This is a genomic window from Streptococcus sp. E29BA (genome assembly GCF_041807805.1).
Classification (GTDB): Bacteria; Bacillota; Bacilli; order Lactobacillales; family Streptococcaceae; genus Streptococcus; species Streptococcus entericus.
In genome coordinates this window covers 1-17,405 of record NZ_JBGTZA010000023.1, presented here as the reverse complement: position 1 = coordinate 17,405, position 17,405 = coordinate 1, and the positions used below count along the sequence as shown (strand labels likewise).

The following is a 17,405-nucleotide window of genomic DNA, read 5'->3' as shown; positions in this document are numbered from 1 at the left end:
TTTATTCTCCTGTTAGAATAGCTAGGGTTTGATAGGGTTGCAGGGTAAGGTGTGCACCGAGATCGGTCGACCCATAGTTGCTGATGAGGACACGTCCTGCTTGATAAGTAGCAGCTAAGTCCAAGGTCACATTTTCAGCAAAGAAGTTATTGAGCACCAGCAAGCTCTGTCCGTCCAGCTGCCGCTCGAAGGCGTAGACCTTGTCGCTGTCGGTGTAGGCAGCTCGGTAATCTCCCTCTGATATGATAGGGTATGCTTTTCGGAGTTGAATGAGTTTTTGGTAGAAAGGGAAAATCTTGCCTGTTTTTTCGGTTTCGACATTGATGGTCTCATAGGACTTGCCGACCTTGAGCCACGGAGTAGCGGTGGAGAAGCCTGCATGTTCACTACTATCCCACTGCATCGGTGTGCGTGAATTATCACGGGACTTGGCCTTGATAATGGCAAAAGCTTCCGAAGGCAGCTTGCCATTTTCCAAGAGCATGGCATAGGCGTTGAGGCTCTCCACATCCACGTAGTCGGACATGGCGTCATAATCAGGATCCAGCATGCCAATCTCCTCGCCCATGTAAATGTAGGGGGTGCCACGAGAGAGGTGAATAGACGCCGCCAGCATGGTCGCTCCCTCTTCACGGAAGTTGTCCACATCCACAAAGCGATTGAGGGCACGGGGCTGGTCGTGGTTGTTGTAGAAGAGGGCATTCCAGCCATTGCCTGCACTCATGCCTTCTCCCCAGTTGTGAAAGAGCTCTTGTAAGGCCTTGAAATCAAAGTCCATAATGGTCCATTTTTGCCCGTCCTTGTAGTCCACCTTAAGGTGGTGGAAGTTAAAGGCCATAGCCAGCTCCTCCCGCTCTGGGGCAGTGTAGAGGATGCAGTTGTCAATGGTGGTCGCAGACATCTCGCCCACCGTCATAAAGCTGGGGTCAGTGCCAAAGCTAGCTTGGTTGAGGGCGTGGAGGTAGTCGTGGGTGATGGGGCGATCGGTGTAAGCAGGTTTGCCGTCGTTTATCGGGCAGTCCTCTAGCACCTCGTCCTTGCCGATGAGGTTGATGACATCAAAGCGGAAGCCTTTGACGCCCTTGTCCTTCCAGAAATTGACCACCTTGAACAGCTCCTTGCGGACATGGGGATTGCGCCAGTTGAGATCAGCCTGCGTCTCGTCAAAGAGGTGGAGGTAGTATTTTCTTGTATCGCCAAAAGGCGCCCAGGCAGAGCCACCAAACTTTGATACCCAGTCGGTCGGCTGGTCTCTCAAGATAAAGAAATCTTGGTAAAAAGCATCGCCAGCCAAGGCTTTCTGAAACCACTCGTGTTCGGTCGAGCAGTGATTGAGCACCATGTCCAGCATAAAGTCGATGCCCAGCTCTTTACCTCTAGCAACCATCTCCTTAAAATCGGCCATGGTTCCAAAAAGCGGATGAACTGCCGTGTAGTCAGCAACATCATATCCGTTGTCCCGCTGAGGGCTAGGGTAAAAGGGATTGAGCCAGACCATATCAATGCCCAGCTCCGCCAAATAAGGGAGTTTGTCGATGATGCCACGCAGGTCGCCGATACCGTTACCAGTCGTATCTTTGTAGGATTTGGGGTAAATCTGGTAGACCACCTTTGTCTTATCCAGTGTCATGAAGTGTCCTTTCTTTTTTGAAAAATAGCAGAGCAGGTAGTTGACCACATCATGGCCCAAACCACAAAAAACAAAATATTAAACGATAAAAATTGACAAATAAGAGAAAATTCTGTAAACTAGAAATGTAAACGAATCTGAACTTGTTTTTCGTTAGAAAGGAGAACGATAAAATCGAAAAACAGCCCTATCTGACTAAATACAATCGGAGGAAAACAATGATACCATCAGCAAAAATAGGCAAACTTTTAGCCGCTTGCTTCATCACATCATTAGCTCTCGCACCCTCTATATCAGCAGATAGCATAACAGTGACCGACCGCTATCAACCACGTGCCGTGGTTCTTGACGATCCAGGATACAGAAGTGGATGTTGGAAATATTTGTACACCATTGAATCTTATAGCTATTATCAACATACTGGAACAGGTAGACGAACTAGTCTACAGACGACATCGACAGTTAATTACACGGTCAATACCGTAATAAGTGGCTGGGCAACTCATTCAAGTTCTTGGCCTATTCCAACATACAATCCTGCTTTTGCTGGCTTAATGGGAGGGTGTCCATGATATCAACTAATAAACTAAAATCTCACAGCGATTGGCAGGATTGGCTCAACAACCAGCTAAACTTGCCCTTAAACCAAGCAGAGCAAATAGCCCTCACTAGATCCGTAGACCAGCTCGAAACAATAGACTACCTCCCCAAAGTCGTCCAGCAACTCAAAGACAAACTAGCCCCGCTGGCCTGGGACGGCAACCTGTCCCAGCATGGTCTAGCCCTCTACACAGAGGTCTGCCGGCGCATGCCGACAACAGGGGCTTCCAGTTGGTGGAATCGCTTCATCAGACCACGCCGATAAAATAACTTGAAACCTTATGACCTATGTATTCACATCTCAGCACGCCCCTGACTGGCTAATTCGTGTCCACTCTTTGTCATATGCCCTTGCAATACCAACCGTATTACTCTTTCTTGATTGAACTCAAGCTTGCCTAGTCAACCGAACACTTCGATTACGAATACAAGTTCTTAGTTTGAAATAAAGTAGCAGTTTTATCATTTGGCGAAACTGCTACTTTTTTATAATCATCTGATGATCCTTTAACAGTAACCAGCTGTCAGCAAGTGCTCACCATGAGCAATAGCACGCGGCAAATCACCGATAACAGTGATATTAAATTGCTCTGTATTGGTCACGATGATCGGCGTTTCTGTAATCAGACCAGCAGCTGAGATGACCTCTTGGTCAAAGCTGATGAGCTTATCTCCAGCTGCCACTCGGTCGCCTTGCTTGACGTGGGCCTCGAACCCTTTACCCTCTAGGCTAACCGTGTCCATACCGATGTGGATAAGCAACTCAATCCCATCATCGGTTGTTAACCCAATGGCATGTTTGGTCGGAAAGAGCACAGATACCGTACCAGCTACAGGCGCTGTCAACAGACCTTGACTCGGTTCAATCACCACACCTTGTCCCATTAGCCCTTGGGCAAAGACAGGATCAGTTGCCGTGTTAAGAGCCTTGACCTGACCTGCTAAGGGGCTTTGGACAAGGATGTCCTTACTTGCAACCTTAGCAGGACTAGGCTTTTTTACAGTCACCTCACGGTCTGCCTTAGCCTCGTCTTCTGACTTGGTCAGGATACCAGCCTTACGGAAGAAGAAGGTCAACACAATTGGGACAGCGATGGCAACAGCCATTGCTACGAGGAAAGCTCCCCAGTATTGCGCTTTAATCGCTAAGATACCTGGCAAACCACCGACACCGATGGAATTAGACTGAATGCCTAGGGTTGTTGACAAGAGACCTGCAAAACCAGAACCTGCAAGACCTGCAACAAATGGGTAAACGTACTTGACGTTAACACCAAAGAGGGCTGGTTCAGTCACGCCAAGGTAGGCTGAGATAGCTGCTGGAAGCGAAATTTGAGCTTCTTTTTCATTGTTGCGGTTCATGAAGTAGTAACCAAGCACTGCTGAACCTTGCGCAATGTTTGACAAAGCAATCATCGGCCAGAGACCTGTACCACCAGCATCTGCAATCAACTGCGTGTCAATGGCATTGGTCATGTGGTGAAGACCAGTGATGACAAACGGTGCATAAAGCGAACCAAAGATAAGACCGAACAAGGCTTTCAAGGGACCAGTCAAACCAGCTAAAACAATGGTTGACAAGCCTTGACCTAACCACCAGCCAAATGGTCCCAATACGGTGTGTGCCAAGATAAGCGCTGGAAGCAAGGACAAGAATGGCACGAAAATCATAGAAATCACTTCTGGGATACGTTTACGCCAGAAAATTTCAAGGTAAGATAGGGACAAACCAGCCAAGAGAGCTGGGATAACCTGAGCTTGGTAACCAATACGGTTAATTGTAAAGCTACCAAAGTTCCATATCCACTCCTCAGCAATGACAGAAGCATCTGTGCCAGGCACTGCGTAGGCATTGAGCAATTGCGGTGACACCAAGCAGATACCAAGGACGATGCCAAGGATTTGAGAGGTTCCCATCTTACGCGTAACAGACCAAGTAATCCCTACAGGCAAGAAGTGGAAGATCGCTTCACCTGGTAACCAAAGGAAATGGTTAACCCCATTCCAGAATGGAGAAACTTGTGTGATGGTGTTCCAGACAGGATTACCATCTGCGTCAAATACAGGCTTGCCGTCTGCCATGGCTTGACCTAGCCATTCCATGCCGACACCTTCAAGCAGGTTACGGAAACCTAAAATCAAACCGCCGACGATGATGGCTGGTAAGATTGGGGTGAAAATCTCTGCCAACATGGTCATGACACGCTGGATAGCGTTTTGGTTGCTTTTAGCTGCTGATTTAGCAGCTTCTTTTGAAACGCCTTCGATACCAGATACGGCAGTGAAGTCGTTGTAGAAAATCGGCACATCATTACCGATAATCACTTGGAACTGACCAGCGTTGGTAAAGGTTCCTTTGACCGCTGGGATAGCTTCGATAGTCTTGATGTCTGCTGCTTTATCATCTTTTAAAACAAAGCGCATACGGGTGGCACAGTGGGTAACCGCTGTGATGTTCTCTTTACCGCCAACAGCTGCTAACAGCTGTTTCGCGTCTTCTTGGAATTTTCCCATTATCTTTGTGCGCTAGATAACTAGCTCCTCCTATTTTTTTGAAAAAGGTCGTACAACTTTTTACACCCTCATTGTAACCGACAACAAAATTGTCTGCAAGTTGTTTGGTGCTATTTTTTGACTTTTTTGTTAAAATAAGATAACTTGTCTGGAAAAACAACAACATTTGAAAGAGAATGCTACGTTTATGAAAAAATATGAGATTATTTTCAAAAAGTTGGAACAAGACATTCTAACAGGCCATCTAGCGCCAGGAGATTATCTACCAACAGAAATCGAACTCAGCCAGCACCATCAGGCCAGCCGAGACACTGTCCGGAAAGCTCTGCAATTGCTCACCGATACTGGTCTCATCCAAAAAATGCAGGGTCGTGGGACCCAAGTCAGCAAGCGAGAGCGGTTCAACTTTCCGGTATCTGATCTCATCAGTTACCAAGAATTGGTCACAAACTTTGGCATCAATTCAACGACACGGCTGGTTAGTATCGACAAGGTCATCATTGACGATAAACTCCACACACTGACAGGCTTTCCAAAACACACCATCATCTGGCGGGTCACTCGCCAGCGGATTGTTGACGGCATTGCCGCAGTGGTCGACATCGATTACCTCCTCAAGCGCCTAGTCCCCGAGATGACACGAGAAATAGCCGAGCGGTCAATTTATGCCTATCTGGAAAATCAATTAAACCTTGACATTGCCTCTGCCCAAAAAGAGATTACCATCGATCATGTCACTGACAGTGATAAGCGGTTGCTTGACTTAGGCAAGGATGCCCACGTCGTTTCTGTCAAGTCACAAGTCTTTTTGGCAGATGGACAACAGTTCCAATTCACCGAGAGCCGCCATAAACTGGAAAAGTTCAAATTTGTTGACCTAGCCAAGCGCAAACGATTATAGCTTAAGACGAAACAGGAGGCATTTCTGCCTCCTGTTTCGTCTTATTTTTCGGTCAACCGATGGCGCTCAACGGTCGCAATACACCACGCCACCAACTCCTCCAAACGCTCGATTTGCTCGGTCATGTGAAGGTAGCCGATCACCGCTTCAAAGCCCGTCGAGACCTTGTAGGTGACAATGTCTGTGTTCTTGGCCTTGGTTTGGCTGTTGGCGTTGCGCCCACGCTTATAAATCTCGATTTCTTTTTCGGTCAATAGCTGCGCTTCTAACATGGCTTGAACTAGCATGGCCTGTGCCTTGGCGGACACATAGTGGGTTGCTAGGCGGTGCAGCTGGTTAGGCTTGGTCTGCCCAGTCATTATGAGGTGGCGGCGAATGTACATGGCGTACACAGCATCTCCCTCAAAAGCCAAGGCAATCCCGTTGATCAGATTGACGTCTACTGGTCTAGTCACGCGTCCACCTCACCCCGTCCTTGGTGTCAAGGAGCTTAATGCCTCTGCGAGCCAATTCGTCCCGAATGCGGTCTGCGGTAGCAAAGTCACGGTTGGCACGTGCTTCCTGCCGCTCGGCAATTAGCGCTTCGATAGCACTGTCGAGGACTTCCTCTTCAAAGACGATGCCAAAGACCTCCAGCATGGCCGCAAAGGCTGTCTTGACAGCTGGTGTGTAGTTGCCTGAGTTGATCCACTTAGCCAGCTCGAAAACAACCGTAATGCCGTTGGCGGCATTGATGTCATCATCCATACTGTCTGTAAAGCGAGTAACAAAGTCCGCCAGCACTGCCTCGTCAGCTGTCGCCGTCAGAGGCTGGGTATAGGCATTTTTCAGGTACTTAAGGTTAACTTCAGCATCATAGATGGCTTTTTCAGAGAAATTGATGGGCTTGCGGTAATGTTGTGTTGCTAAAAAGAAGCGCAAGACCTGACCATCAATCTTATCCAACAAGTCACGGGCAAAGACAAAGTTACCTAGCGACTTGGACATCTTCTCATTGTCCACATTGACGAAGCCATTGTGGAGCCAGTAGTTGGCAAAGGTGTGTCCTGTCTTGCACTCACTTTGGGCGATTTCGTTGGTATGGTGCGGAAACTCAAGGTCAGCTCCCCCACCATGGATATCAATCGTATCCCCCAGTAGCTCTGTCGCCATGACTGAGCACTCGATGTGCCAGCCTGGTCGACCTGCTCCCCAAGGACTATCCCATGAAATCTCACCTAGCTTGGCAGACTTCCAGAGGGCAAAATCCAGCGGATTTTCCTTGCGGGCTGTTTCCTCGTCAGTCCGACCACTAGCACCGATTTCGAGGTCAGCGAGGGTTTTATTGGCTAGTTTGGCGTAGTTAGTAGCCTTCTCGACACGGAAGTAAACATCCCCATCTGCCTCATAAGCGTAGCCATTTCCCAAAAGCACCTCGATAAAGGCAATAATCTCGGCCATATAGTCCATGACGCGAGGGTTCTTGGTCGCAGGCTTGACAAAGAGCTGGGCAGTATCTTCCTTAAAAGCGGCGATGAACTGGTCAGCCAACTCCTTTGGCGTCATTTGGCTTTCCGCAGCCGCCCTTATAATCTTGTCGTCCACATCGGTGAAGTTGCTGATGTAGGTGACGTCGTAGCCACGGTACTCCAAATAGCGGCGAATGGTGTCAAAAGCGACCGTCGATCGGGCGTTGCCGATGTGAATGTAGTTGTAAACCGTCGGTCCGCAAACATACATCTTGACCTTTCCCTCTTCCAAGGGCAAAAAGTCACGCAAGCTGCGAGTCATGGTGTCGTAGAGTTTTAGGGTCATGGCTACTCCTTTCCATTAATTGAAGACAAGTAAAATAGCTCAGCTAAGTAACCTTCCTTCAGCATAGACAAATTAAAGACGTTGGCAATATGAGCAAAAGCTTCTGATAATGGTAAATGAGCTGTTTTCCAACCTTGACCATCTGTGACCCAAACAAATTCAACGTCATCTGCTGAACTGGTGACAAACTGACTTAATTCCGTAAACTCACCCGCAACAGCTTTTAATTTACTGCCCCCTCCGCCGTAATAGTTAGTCTCGATTAACCAAACTTTATGACGAATAGGGCAGTAAACTGCCACATCAAAGCGACGTTCAGATTTATCAACTGGAACTGTAACTCCCCAATTCTCTCTGATAAAGGGTGCAGTAGCCTGTGCCTTGAATTCTAAAACGTATTGTTGACAAATTTTTTGGACATGTCGTCCAACAATACCTTCCATAGTATCACCACTACGATTTTTACGTCCATTGCTATCTAAACCAGTCTCAACACCATAAACATAATCAACCAGAGAACGATTAGCTTTACACTGCAAAAACTCTAACAGCCCTGCTTTGTCAATAAAATCAACATAATCAACAATACGATTGGTATCTATCGTTGAAAAATTTAGATGGTCAAAGGTCATCTCATCATGTTCGTCCATAGATAAAATATCCAAAACCTTATCACGACTGGCAATCAAACTAGGGATGGCACGCAATAACTGTGGTTGACGCATGAATAAATCCAAAGCTTCTTCGCGGATATTATCTTTCCCAATCAAATAGTTCAACGTATGCAATTCTAATTCAAACTTTTCTGTCTCACGTGCAACCTTTTCCCAGTTGACATAATATTCTGGAGTACGGTTGGTGATTGAGAGGGTGGATAGAAAACGCTCCAAACGCTCACTTGAGGATTGTGATATATATTCATTTACAGTCATTACGACTCCTCCAGAGGAATTGGTAACCCCAATACTTCTAATGGGATGTAGTTAAAATAATAACCACAGCCAACATCAATGATATAGTCTAAAACATCTTTATAGGCAGGATTATCAAACCAACTTTTATCTAACAGATAATAGTAGCGAACTTCTTTATTAAGTGGAGCAAACAACTTACGGTACTGTTTTAACTTAAAATCGCAGGTCTGAAGTTTTTCATCAACACTACCTTGTCCCTTTTGAGTTTTTTTCTCAATAATAAAAACGGTATTATTTGAAATAACAAAAATAGCATCATCTGGGAGTAATTTCCTTGAAATGATGGATTGATAATCTAACTCAACTTCATTAAAGTAGCGATACAAACCGTGTTTCTGAAATATTTCTGCCACAACATTTCCTTGAAAACTCACTTCCCAACGAGATACCGATTTCCTAGGTTTCTTTTTTATCTCACCTGTTCTTTTGAGAATTTTTATATCAAAATCATTCTCTGTAACTTCATAGCCTGGTTGTTTGGAAATAAATGATGGTAAATCCGTTTCTAATTCAAACGCTAAACCTGTTTTTGTATTAGCTCCGCCCACTCCATCTTTTTTCATTTTTCATTCTCCAATCGTCTAATCGCAATGTTTAAATACTCTTCTTCGGCATCAATTCCAATAAATCGACGCTTTAAACGCTTGGCGACAACACCCGTTGTGCCACTTCCTACAAAAGGATCTAAAATATAATCACCTTCTCTGGTGCTTGCTAAAATAATCCGCTCAAGCAAATATTCTGGTTTTTGAGTTGGATGCTTACCAGCCCACTTTTCTGCTTTGGCTGTTAAACTGCCTAACCAGACATCTTTCATCTGCTTGCCATCATTCAACTCTTTCATCAGGTCATAATTATAATAATGTTTGACTTTCTTATCTGCTTTTCTTGCCCATAAGATGGTTTCTGTTGAATGAGTAAAATAACGACAGGATAAATTTGGGGCGGGATTCGTCTTTTGCCAAGTGATGTTATTCAAAATTTTGAATCCCTCTTGTTCCAAAGCCATTCCAACAGAATAGATATTGTGCAAACTCCCCGAGATCCAAATTGTCCCATTTGGTTTTAAAACCCGTTTTGCTAATCTTATCCAGCGACGATTGAAGGCATGTTTTTCTTCCAAAGATGAAATTTTATCCCAGTGACCTTTGTCAACAGAAACAACCTGTCCACCAGAATTAGAGATACCACCATTACTTAAAAAATATGGCGGGTCTGCAAAAATCATATCCATGCTCTCTGGTTTTATTTTTTCCAAAAAACTAAAGGTATCTGCATGAATTAAGATCGACTGTTCTTTATGATAGTATGGTTTGGTCATTAATAAACCTCCTCCATACTGATATTCGTTATTTAGATTCATAATTGGTTATAATCAACTCAGATACTTTTCCACGACTAGCAGATGTTGCACCATTTGTTCGAGTAGCTTCGACACGATGAATATAAAAACCTTTATACAGTTCCTCAACTAAGGGACTTGATGAATTCGATAACATAACATAGGCGCCTCTATCATCTAAAGCTTTGAAAGTATCACGCAACCGAACCTGATCATCATAGGAAAACCCCTCATGTGTATAAGAAGTAAACGAACTCGTCTCCGATAACGGTATATACGGTGGGTCAAAATAGACAAAATCATACCTTTGAACATCTGCAATAGCCTGCTCAAAATCCCCATTTAGAATCTTGATATCATGGCTATTCAAATAATCTGAAATAGCCAAAATCAATTCACTGTCAACAATCTTAGGATTTTTATAACGTCCATAAGGTACATTAAATTGATTTTTAGAATTAACGCGATAAAGACCGTTAAAATTGACACGTAACATATACATAATTCGAGCTGCACGTTCAACCGCTGATAACTCATCAAAGTTATCCTGACGGTCTAGGGATCTTATGTCTAAATAATACTCTTTAGAATTATTCTCTTGGTGTACCTCCAGCAAGTCTATCAGTTGCTTAGGATTTTTCTTAATTTGCTCGTAACAATTGACTAACTCTGTATTAAAATCATTTATGACCGCTGTTTTAGGAACTAACTCCAGAAATAAAGCTCCACCACCAATAAAGGGCTCAATATAGCGACCGTATGATTCTGGTAGTTTTTTTTTAAGTTCAGGCAATAACTGACGTTTCCCACCTGTCCATTTTGTAAATGGTTGTAAAGATTGCTTCATACCCCTATTATACCATATCCCAGCAAAAATAAACCAAAGAAAAAGCCAACTGTTATTACAGTTAGCCCTTATCTATCCCTCTCGCCATCGCCATCGCCACGTCAAAAAAGGTCATGACATCTGCGGTGCGCTCGCCTGCCCGCTTGTCCCACTGATTACTGGTGTGGTCAACGTAGTCCGCTGTGTAGAAAAACTGGTAGACCTTGGCTTGTCGATACTGCGCCCACGCCATGATAGCTGAGGCTTCCATGTCCACCACCGTCGCTCCAGCCGCCAAGCGCCTCTCCACCTTGTCCGCCGTCTCGCGGTAAAAAGCGTCCGTCGTCCAGCTCTTTGCCCGCACATGTGGGATTCCTGCGGCATCTAAGGCCTTTTCCATGGTCAATAGCAAAGCTGGATCATAGGCAATCTCATCGCTAGCAGGAGCGTAGTGGTAGCTTGTCCCCTCATCCCGTAGGGCAGAGGCTGGCAAGATAATACGGTCAGCCTTGAGCGACTTGTCCAAAACCCCACACGAGCCCAGAACGATAAAGTGTTCAAATCCAAATGCCTTTAACTCCTCCAACTGACCAACTGCCATCGGAGCTCCAACTACCGCCAGCATGACAGCAACCTGAACCCCATCGTGTTCGTAAAGGTAGATGGGATTGTGCCCGTTGATGCTGTTCATATAGCCAATCTGCCTGACACCTGCCATCTGACGCACCCGCTCTACGATTTCCCCATTAAACGAGTAAATCAAGGTCGAGCAGACCTCATCCACACGATGGCTGAGCCCTAGATTATCTGGTTCGATAACCGCAGGAATCGGATTAAATTCCGTTAATAACATACTTCTCACCCCTCCACATTTACTCTATCTTACAACTCCGATGACTGGTGACTGCTTTCTTTCAGCTGTTCCAGTTTAGACGTGTAATAGAGCGACTCACGTTCCTCCTCAATTTGATGAATGACCAGATCATCTTTTTTACCGTGCACCCGAACGACACGTGCTGGAACACCGACAACCGTCACATCAGCAGGAACATCGGCAAGCACCACAGAAGCCGCTCCCACTTTAGCATTTTCCCCAATCTCTATCGGACCAATCAGTTGCGAATGAGCCGAAATCAAGGCCCCTCGCCGTATGGTCGGGTGACGCTTACCCGTGTCTTTCCCCGTGCCACCAAGTGTCACCCCGTGGTAGAGCATGACACCTTCCTCGATGACAGCAGTCTCACCGATTACCAGACCAGACCCATGGTCAATGAAGACCCCAGCCGCAATCTCAGCTCCTGGGTGAATCTCTATCTGGGTCCAAAACCGCCAGAACTGACTGTGCATACGTGCTAAGAGCTTGAAGTCACGTTGCCAAAGCCAGTGGGACAGGCGATGGGCAGCTAAAGCTTTGACGCCAGGATAGGTCAAAAGAACCTCCGCCGTTGTCCGCGCCGCAGGATCTAGCTGTTTGATGATCGCAATCGTTTTTGCCCACCAGCCCATATCTTCCTCTCCTTTATATCATATCAGTAATCAGTTTAAACCGTGTATCAAAAATGAACAACGTCCACCAGAGAGCTTCAGGATGTTGGCTATTCACTCTGACATCGAGCTAGCTGAACTTACATCCAGACTAAGCTTTCGGCTCTAGCTGTTCCCATAGCAAAAGTTCCATCCCCTCGTCGAAAGGGTTAATGGCAATCCCTGTCGTCTCATCTAGGATATTTTTCCCGGCTGGCGGGGTATTAAACCGACTCAATTCCCAGACCATAATGACACCTTCTTGTTGACGGAAAAAGCCACCAAAATTCTCATCGTTGTACCATCTCGCAAAGCTGACGAGGTTAGAAAAGACAGGGACGTAGTGCTGCCCTTCTGGATTGGTCATCATGGTAAAAATCCGCACCAGATTACCATCCTCGTCCTTGCGATGATAGGCAGGGATCAGGTAGGTCTTATCCAGTTTATCAGCAACCTGATTTTCCTCTCCTAACACCCGATTCAGAACCTGCGTGTGGTGATTGACAAAAGTGATCATATCACTGGTCTTAATCAATGTGGAGTTGCCTCCGTCGCCTGACTTCTTCAAGTTGAAGACCAGTCCTGCCAGCTGTTTTTCAATCGCTTCACGCAAGACATCCAGCGCCGAACGATCGACCCATTTCTGTTGGTTCGCACTGGCTTGCAGTGCTTTAAATTGATTCAAGTCAGCGACATCTGTAAAAACCGGAACAACCTTTTGACCTTCAACCTCGATAGCATAGGGTTTATCACTGGCAAGTACAGTTTCACCATGAAAAGCATTGACCAAACCCAAGGCATCCAAAAAATTAGTCGGGTCAGCGATAAAGGCACGCAGGCGCTTATCTAGTTCCTTGGTTAGTTTTATTTTCATCATATTCTCCTTAAAAAGCGGGAAATGGGCAGAGTTCAGTCATCAGAAACTGGCTCAACACGATTAAGCCTATCTGTTCACTGATGATGACGCTAGAGCTAGCTAAACAGAAACAATGAACAGAACAATCACGCCCAATTTCCCTTATCTTGGTAATGAGTTTAGTTTTCAGCAGAGCCAGTTGCAGGACGGTCAGCTTTTTCACGGCGTGGTTTACGTTCGCCATCCTTGCCTTCTGGTTTTGGCGGACGTGGCAATAAGGCTTTCATAGAGGCATCCACACGACCACGGTCGTCAATCTTGATAATCTTGACATCCACTTCGTCACCGATTTCCACCAAGTCCTCAACACGGTTCACTCGGTTCCATGCCATCTCAGAGATATGCACCATAGCATCTGTTTTATCAAAGAGGTTGACAAAAGCACCAAATTTTTCAATGCGGACAACCTTGGCCTTGTAGACCTCACCGACCTTGGCTTCACGCACCAGACTTGCAATAATCTCCTTGGCACGGTTCATGGCAGCTTGGTCGCTAGAGAAGATGGACACCAAACCGTCTTCTTCGATGTCAATTTTGACACCTGTCTCAGCGATAATCTTGTCGATGGTCTCACCACCCTTACCGATGACCACTTTAATCTTGTCTACATCAATCATGATGGTGTCAATCTTCGGTGCAGTCGGTGCCAATTCTGGACGAACAGCTGGGATAGCCTCGTGCAGCACATCCAGGATTTCAAAGCGAGCTTTCTTGGCTTGTGCCAGAGCTTCTTCCAAAATTTGCGGCGTAATACCCTCAATCTTGATGTCCATTTGCAGGGCTGTAATCCCTTCACGCGTCCCCGCTACCTTGAAGTCCATATCACCAAAGTGGTCTTCCAGACCTTGAATGTCGGTCAAGATGGTGTAGTTGTTCCCATCTGAAATCAGCCCCATGGCAATCCCTGCGACAGGTGCCTTAATCGGCACCCCACCAGCCATGAGCGCCAGCGTGCCCGCACAGATAGAGGCCTGTGAGGAGGAACCGTTGGATTCCAAGACCTCTGCGACCAAACGAATGGCATAAGGGAACTCCTCAAGGCTCGGCAAGACTTGCTCCAGAGCCCGTTCACCAAGTGCCCCGTGACCAATCTCACGGCGACCAGGTGCACCGTAACGTCCAGTTGAACCGACAGAGTACTGCGGGAAATTGTAATGATGCAGGAATCGTTTCTTGTATTCCGGCTCTAAACCGTCAACGATTTGGGTCTCTCCCATCGGAGCAAGGGTCAAGACGGACAGGGCTTGGGTCTGCCCACGCGTAAAGAGACCAGAACCGTGTACCTGTGGTAAAAAGTCCACTTCCGCATCCAGCGGACGGATTTCATCGACACGACGACCATCTGGACGAATTTTGTCCTCGGTGATGAGACGACGCACTTCGGCATGCTCCATGAGCTCCAAGATTTCCGCCACGTCACGCATGATGCGGTCGTAGTCCTCATGGTCAGCGTAACGCTCTGCATAGACAGCTGTCACACGCTCACGGACGGCGTTGGTCGCATCTTCACGCGCCAGCTTTTCCTCAACTTGAACAGCAGCTTGGAGGTCGGCGTTGTAGGCAGCGATAATCTCCGCCTGAAGTTTAGGATCGACCTGCAAGAGCTCCACATCTGCCTTTTCCTTGCCGACAGCGGCCACAATGTGCTCTTGGAAAGCAATTAGTTCTTGGATGGCTTGGTGGCCCAATAGCAGAGCTTCCAGCATGATGTCTTCTGACAATTCCTTAGCACCAGACTCCACCATGTTGATGGCTTCTTTGGTACCAGCAACGGTCAATTCCAGCAAGGATTTTTCCTGTTCTTTCTTGGTTGGATTGATGATAAAGCGACCATCGACATAGCCCACCTGTACCCCAGCAATCGGCCCATTGAAAGGAATATCTGAAATAGACAGAGCCAGCGAGCTACCAAACATGGCTGCCATTGGAGCGCTAGCATTTTCATCATAGGAAAGAACCGTGTTGATGACCTGCACCTCGTTGCGGAACCCTTCGGCAAACATTGGGCGAATCGGACGGTCAATCAAGCGAGCAGTCAGGGTTGCATCCGTTGACGGACGACCTTCCCGCTTGTGGAAGCCACCAGGGAACTTGCCAGCTGCATACATTTTTTCCTCGTAATTGACTTGGAGAGGGAAAAAGTCGCCTGTGGACATTTTCTTAGACATGACCGCAGCGGTCAGGACAGTTGAGTTACCGTAGCGGGTCACCACGCTACCATTGGCTTGCTTGGCCAGCTGACCAACCTCAACCACGAGTGGCTGACCAGCAAAGGTTGTTTCAAAAATTTGTTTGGACATGAGTGTCTCCTTATAAATGTAGTATTAAGACACGTCCTTCAATAGACCGGTTCCAATACAATGGCTAGCTATAACGTAGCCGCTTAAGAAGTCAATTCCATTGAGGACAAGGTCTGATACTAGGTTTGCTACAAAGGTCAAGGCAGTTGCTCTGCTATTGCCCCAAAACCACCCTCAACTTTGTATCAAGCCACTAGTATCCCTTTTATTTTACCACAAATTCAACCTTATGAGGCAAAAATAAAAAAGCCCTAACGGACTTTTTTATTAAACGCGCTCAACTTTACCAGATTTAAGCGCACGAGCTGAAACCCAAACTTTTTTCTTTTTACCGTCAATCAAGACAGTTACTTTTTGAAGGTTTGGTTTTACAGTGCGTTTGGTTTGGTTCATCGCGTGTGAACGGTTGTTGCCTGATACAGTCTTACGACCTGTAAAGTAACATACTTTAGCCATTTGTGTTTCCTCCTACGTAGAATATATAAGGATGTGCTAGCACCACATACCCAACCATTCTACCAAAAAAGAAGAAACTTGGCAAGGGGTTAAACTGATTTTTTTATGGCTTAACTGTTCCACCAAAACAATCAGTTTTCTTCTTTTACTCTAACTTAGACGAGAATGTTCGTCAAGCCTAACATAATCCCCTGAGAAGCATAGCGCAATCGTTCCCAAAAACTAAAAGAACGAGATTAACTCACTTAGCAAAAACAGTGACAACAGCATGCTTGTGCGGATTTTCAATGTGTCATCACGACTATTCAGCCCGGTTTAATTCACACTTTTCAAAAATGCTTCAATCCTCGCCTCATAAGCTGCGACATCTGTTTGGAAGGTCTCCGAGTGATCTGCCCCCTTCACGATATAGAGTTCTTTATCGCCCGCTGTCGCCTCATAGTTGTCATAAACCATGTAAGTTGGGACAAAGTTATCATTATCACCGTGGATAAAGAGGGTTGGTAAGGTATTTTTCTGAAGTTGCTTGACTGCGCTAGCTTCGCCATAAGTAAAACCTGCCCGTAACTTAGACAAGGCTGAAACTTGGTACAGGAGCGGAAAAGCTGGTAAGTTATACATGTCTTTGGCTTGAAAAACAAGTTCATCCCAAACACTGGTGTAACCCGCATCTTCGATAATTGCTGTCACCTGCTCAGGCAAGTTGCTCTCACCACTTGCCATCATAACAGTTGCACCCCCCATAGACAAACCGTACAGCACCAGTTCACTCATCGGATTTTCTTCAACCAGAAGCTCTGCCCATCGAATCACATTCAACCGATCATTCCAACCATAGCCGATAAGCTGCCCGTCACTCTCACCGTGAGCGATATTATCCGGCATCAGGACATTGTAGCCTAACTTATGAAAAAGGTAGGCATAAGGCCTCATCCGCGCCTTTGTCTGACCAAATCCATGAACAACGATAACGGTCTTATCTGTTTTCTGCGCTGCTGGAACATACCAGGCCACCTGCTTCAAATTTTGATGGGTCATCTGGCGTTCTTCTTTAGGCAGTTTATCAAAAGCCTCTTGGTAGGCATAAAGGGGGCTATCCGCAGGGGTCTCATCACTAGACACAAACGATTTTTCGCCCCTCACCTGTGCGACATCAAAAAAGTAAAAGCTAGCAGCGACTGAGCCCAAAACTACTACGACACAGAGAGCTTCTAAAATCTTCAAAAATATGCGTTTTTTCATAAGTTTCATTATAACGGATAATACCATTTTTGAAAAGTGTTATCACTTTTTGCTTTGATAGAACAAATAAAATTCAGTGTCAATGCTAATGAGGAATAGCCCTTATTTTTTGGGAGCATGTGGAAACCACGGACATGTTTCTATTCATACAGAAGTCTTTAAGGATTGGTTTAACTATAAGTTCTATCGTTGCCACCATAGTCTCAATCATTGCTACTATTATGTCTGTCATTGCACTCTTAGGGTGATATAATCAGTTAAAATTCAGTTATTTTGATAAAATCAAAAGAAAAAAGCCTAGAAACGTTGATGTACTGACCCCCAAAAGTTGGACAAGAAATATTATTGAAAGGATTTAATTCTGTATTGCACAGGACTAAGTCCTT

Annotated in this window: 16 protein-coding genes; 2 read left to right on the top strand and 14 right to left on the bottom strand. The window is 45.8% G+C overall.

Annotated features, from left to right (window positions below; all coding sequences use genetic code 11):
* Nucleotide 1 precedes the first annotated feature (1 nt).
* Nucleotides 2–1,630, bottom strand: coding sequence for an alpha,alpha-phosphotrehalase (treC, locus tag ACERC8_RS06815; RefSeq protein WP_373659145.1), 1,629 nt, complete (start codon nucleotides 1,628–1,630; stop codon nucleotides 2–4).
* Between the two features lie 568 nt (nucleotides 1,631–2,198).
* On the opposite strand from treC, the gene ACERC8_RS06810 reads away from it, so the two are divergent.
* Nucleotides 2,199–2,495 carry a hypothetical protein gene (locus ACERC8_RS06810; RefSeq protein ID WP_373659144.1) on the top strand — a complete coding sequence of 99 codons (297 nt, stop codon included), beginning with the start codon at nucleotides 2,199–2,201 and terminating at the stop codon, nucleotides 2,493–2,495.
* Between the two features lie 242 nt (nucleotides 2,496–2,737).
* Here the strand turns inward: ACERC8_RS06810 and treP are convergent, their stop codons facing one another.
* Nucleotides 2,738–4,744 (bottom strand): PTS system trehalose-specific EIIBC component, encoded by a 2,007-nt coding sequence (gene treP / locus ACERC8_RS06805; protein WP_373659143.1) that lies wholly within the window; start codon nucleotides 4,742–4,744, stop codon nucleotides 2,738–2,740.
* 187 nt (nucleotides 4,745–4,931) lie between these two features.
* Between treP and treR the strand changes: the two genes are divergently transcribed.
* On the top strand, nucleotides 4,932–5,645 hold the full coding sequence (treR, locus tag ACERC8_RS06800) for a trehalose operon repressor (RefSeq protein ID WP_373659142.1): 714 nt from the start codon (nucleotides 4,932–4,934) through the stop codon (nucleotides 5,643–5,645).
* Between the two features lie 41 nt (nucleotides 5,646–5,686).
* Here the strand turns inward: treR and ACERC8_RS06795 are convergent, their stop codons facing one another.
* The 12 genes from ACERC8_RS06795 to ACERC8_RS06740 all read right to left on the bottom strand — a co-directional run bounded on the left by ACERC8_RS06795 (nucleotide 5,687) and on the right by ACERC8_RS06740 (nucleotide 17,019).
* Nucleotides 5,687–6,100, bottom strand: a complete 414-nt coding sequence (locus ACERC8_RS06795) for a Mini-ribonuclease 3 (protein WP_373659140.1) — start codon at nucleotides 6,098–6,100, stop codon at nucleotides 5,687–5,689.
* Entirely contained in the window at nucleotides 6,093–7,439 is a 1,347-nt protein-coding gene (gene cysS / locus ACERC8_RS06790) for a cysteine--tRNA ligase (protein WP_373659139.1), read from the bottom strand. Before cysS ends, ACERC8_RS06795 begins: the two co-directional genes overlap by 8 nt.
* A 2-nt stretch (nucleotides 7,440–7,441) precedes the next feature.
* Nucleotides 7,442–8,371, bottom strand: coding sequence for a type II restriction endonuclease (locus tag ACERC8_RS06785; protein ID WP_373659138.1), 930 nt, complete (start codon nucleotides 8,369–8,371; stop codon nucleotides 7,442–7,444).
* Nucleotides 8,371–8,976, bottom strand: a complete 606-nt coding sequence (locus tag ACERC8_RS06780) for a PD-(D/E)XK nuclease superfamily protein (RefSeq protein ID WP_373659137.1) — start codon at nucleotides 8,974–8,976, stop codon at nucleotides 8,371–8,373. The genes ACERC8_RS06785 and ACERC8_RS06780 overlap by 1 nt, the downstream gene beginning before the upstream one ends.
* Nucleotides 8,973–9,734: a site-specific DNA-methyltransferase gene (locus ACERC8_RS06775; protein WP_373659136.1), complete on the bottom strand. Its 762-nt coding sequence runs from the start codon at nucleotides 9,732–9,734 to the stop codon at nucleotides 8,973–8,975. Before ACERC8_RS06775 ends, ACERC8_RS06780 begins: the two co-directional genes overlap by 4 nt.
* Before the next feature lie 28 nt (nucleotides 9,735–9,762).
* A complete protein-coding gene (locus ACERC8_RS06770) occupies nucleotides 9,763–10,602 on the bottom strand; it encodes a DNA adenine methylase (RefSeq protein WP_373659135.1) in 840 nt (279 codons plus the stop codon).
* Nucleotides 10,603–10,663: 61 nt separating this feature from the next.
* Entirely contained in the window at nucleotides 10,664–11,434 is a 771-nt protein-coding gene (locus ACERC8_RS06765; protein ID WP_373659134.1) for a nucleoside phosphorylase, read from the bottom strand.
* Nucleotides 11,435–11,463: 29 nt separating this feature from the next.
* A complete protein-coding gene (gene cysE / locus ACERC8_RS06760; RefSeq protein ID WP_373659133.1) occupies nucleotides 11,464–12,087 on the bottom strand; it encodes a serine O-acetyltransferase in 624 nt (207 codons plus the stop codon).
* Between the two features lie 130 nt (nucleotides 12,088–12,217).
* Nucleotides 12,218–12,979, bottom strand: coding sequence for an SseB family protein (locus ACERC8_RS06755; protein WP_373659132.1), 762 nt, complete (start codon nucleotides 12,977–12,979; stop codon nucleotides 12,218–12,220).
* Nucleotides 12,980–13,140: 161 nt separating this feature from the next.
* Nucleotides 13,141–15,321 (bottom strand): polyribonucleotide nucleotidyltransferase, encoded by a 2,181-nt coding sequence (gene pnp, locus ACERC8_RS06750; protein ID WP_373659130.1) that lies wholly within the window; start codon nucleotides 15,319–15,321, stop codon nucleotides 13,141–13,143.
* Between the two features lie 267 nt (nucleotides 15,322–15,588).
* On the bottom strand, nucleotides 15,589–15,777 hold the full coding sequence (gene rpmB / locus ACERC8_RS06745; RefSeq protein ID WP_018369200.1) for a 50S ribosomal protein L28: 189 nt from the start codon (nucleotides 15,775–15,777) through the stop codon (nucleotides 15,589–15,591).
* Between the two features lie 315 nt (nucleotides 15,778–16,092).
* Complete coding sequence (locus tag ACERC8_RS06740) at nucleotides 16,093–17,019, bottom strand: alpha/beta hydrolase (RefSeq protein ID WP_373659129.1); 927 nt, start codon at nucleotides 17,017–17,019, stop codon at nucleotides 16,093–16,095.
* Nucleotides 17,020–17,405 lie beyond the last annotated feature (386 nt).

Coding starts and splice junctions, on each gene's coding strand:
- ACERC8_RS06785 (WP_373659138.1), bottom strand. CDS start 8,371: ATGACTGTAAATGAATATATATCACAATCCTCAAGTGAGCGTTTGGAG.
- treR (WP_373659142.1), top strand. CDS start 4,932: ATGAAAAAATATGAGATTATTTTCAAAAAGTTGGAACAAGACATTCTA.
- treC (WP_373659145.1), bottom strand. CDS start 1,630: ATGACACTGGATAAGACAAAGGTGGTCTACCAGATTTACCCCAAATCC.
- rpmB (WP_018369200.1), bottom strand. CDS start 15,777: ATGGCTAAAGTATGTTACTTTACAGGTCGTAAGACTGTATCAGGCAAC.
- ACERC8_RS06810 (WP_373659144.1), top strand. CDS start 2,199: ATGATATCAACTAATAAACTAAAATCTCACAGCGATTGGCAGGATTGG.
- ACERC8_RS06770 (WP_373659135.1), bottom strand. CDS start 10,602: ATGAAGCAATCTTTACAACCATTTACAAAATGGACAGGTGGGAAACGT.
- ACERC8_RS06780 (WP_373659137.1), bottom strand. CDS start 8,976: ATGAAAAAAGATGGAGTGGGCGGAGCTAATACAAAAACAGGTTTAGCG.
- ACERC8_RS06740 (WP_373659129.1), bottom strand. CDS start 17,019: ATGAAAAAACGCATATTTTTGAAGATTTTAGAAGCTCTCTGTGTCGTA.
- ACERC8_RS06775 (WP_373659136.1), bottom strand. CDS start 9,734: ATGACCAAACCATACTATCATAAAGAACAGTCGATCTTAATTCATGCA.
- treP (WP_373659143.1), bottom strand. CDS start 4,744: ATGGGAAAATTCCAAGAAGACGCGAAACAGCTGTTAGCAGCTGTTGGC.
- ACERC8_RS06755 (WP_373659132.1), bottom strand. CDS start 12,979: ATGAAAATAAAACTAACCAAGGAACTAGATAAGCGCCTGCGTGCCTTT.
- pnp (WP_373659130.1), bottom strand. CDS start 15,321: ATGTCCAAACAAATTTTTGAAACAACCTTTGCTGGTCAGCCACTCGTG.
- cysS (WP_373659139.1), bottom strand. CDS start 7,439: ATGACCCTAAAACTCTACGACACCATGACTCGCAGCTTGCGTGACTTT.
- ACERC8_RS06765 (WP_373659134.1), bottom strand. CDS start 11,434: ATGTTATTAACGGAATTTAATCCGATTCCTGCGGTTATCGAACCAGAT.
- cysE (WP_373659133.1), bottom strand. CDS start 12,087: ATGGGCTGGTGGGCAAAAACGATTGCGATCATCAAACAGCTAGATCCT.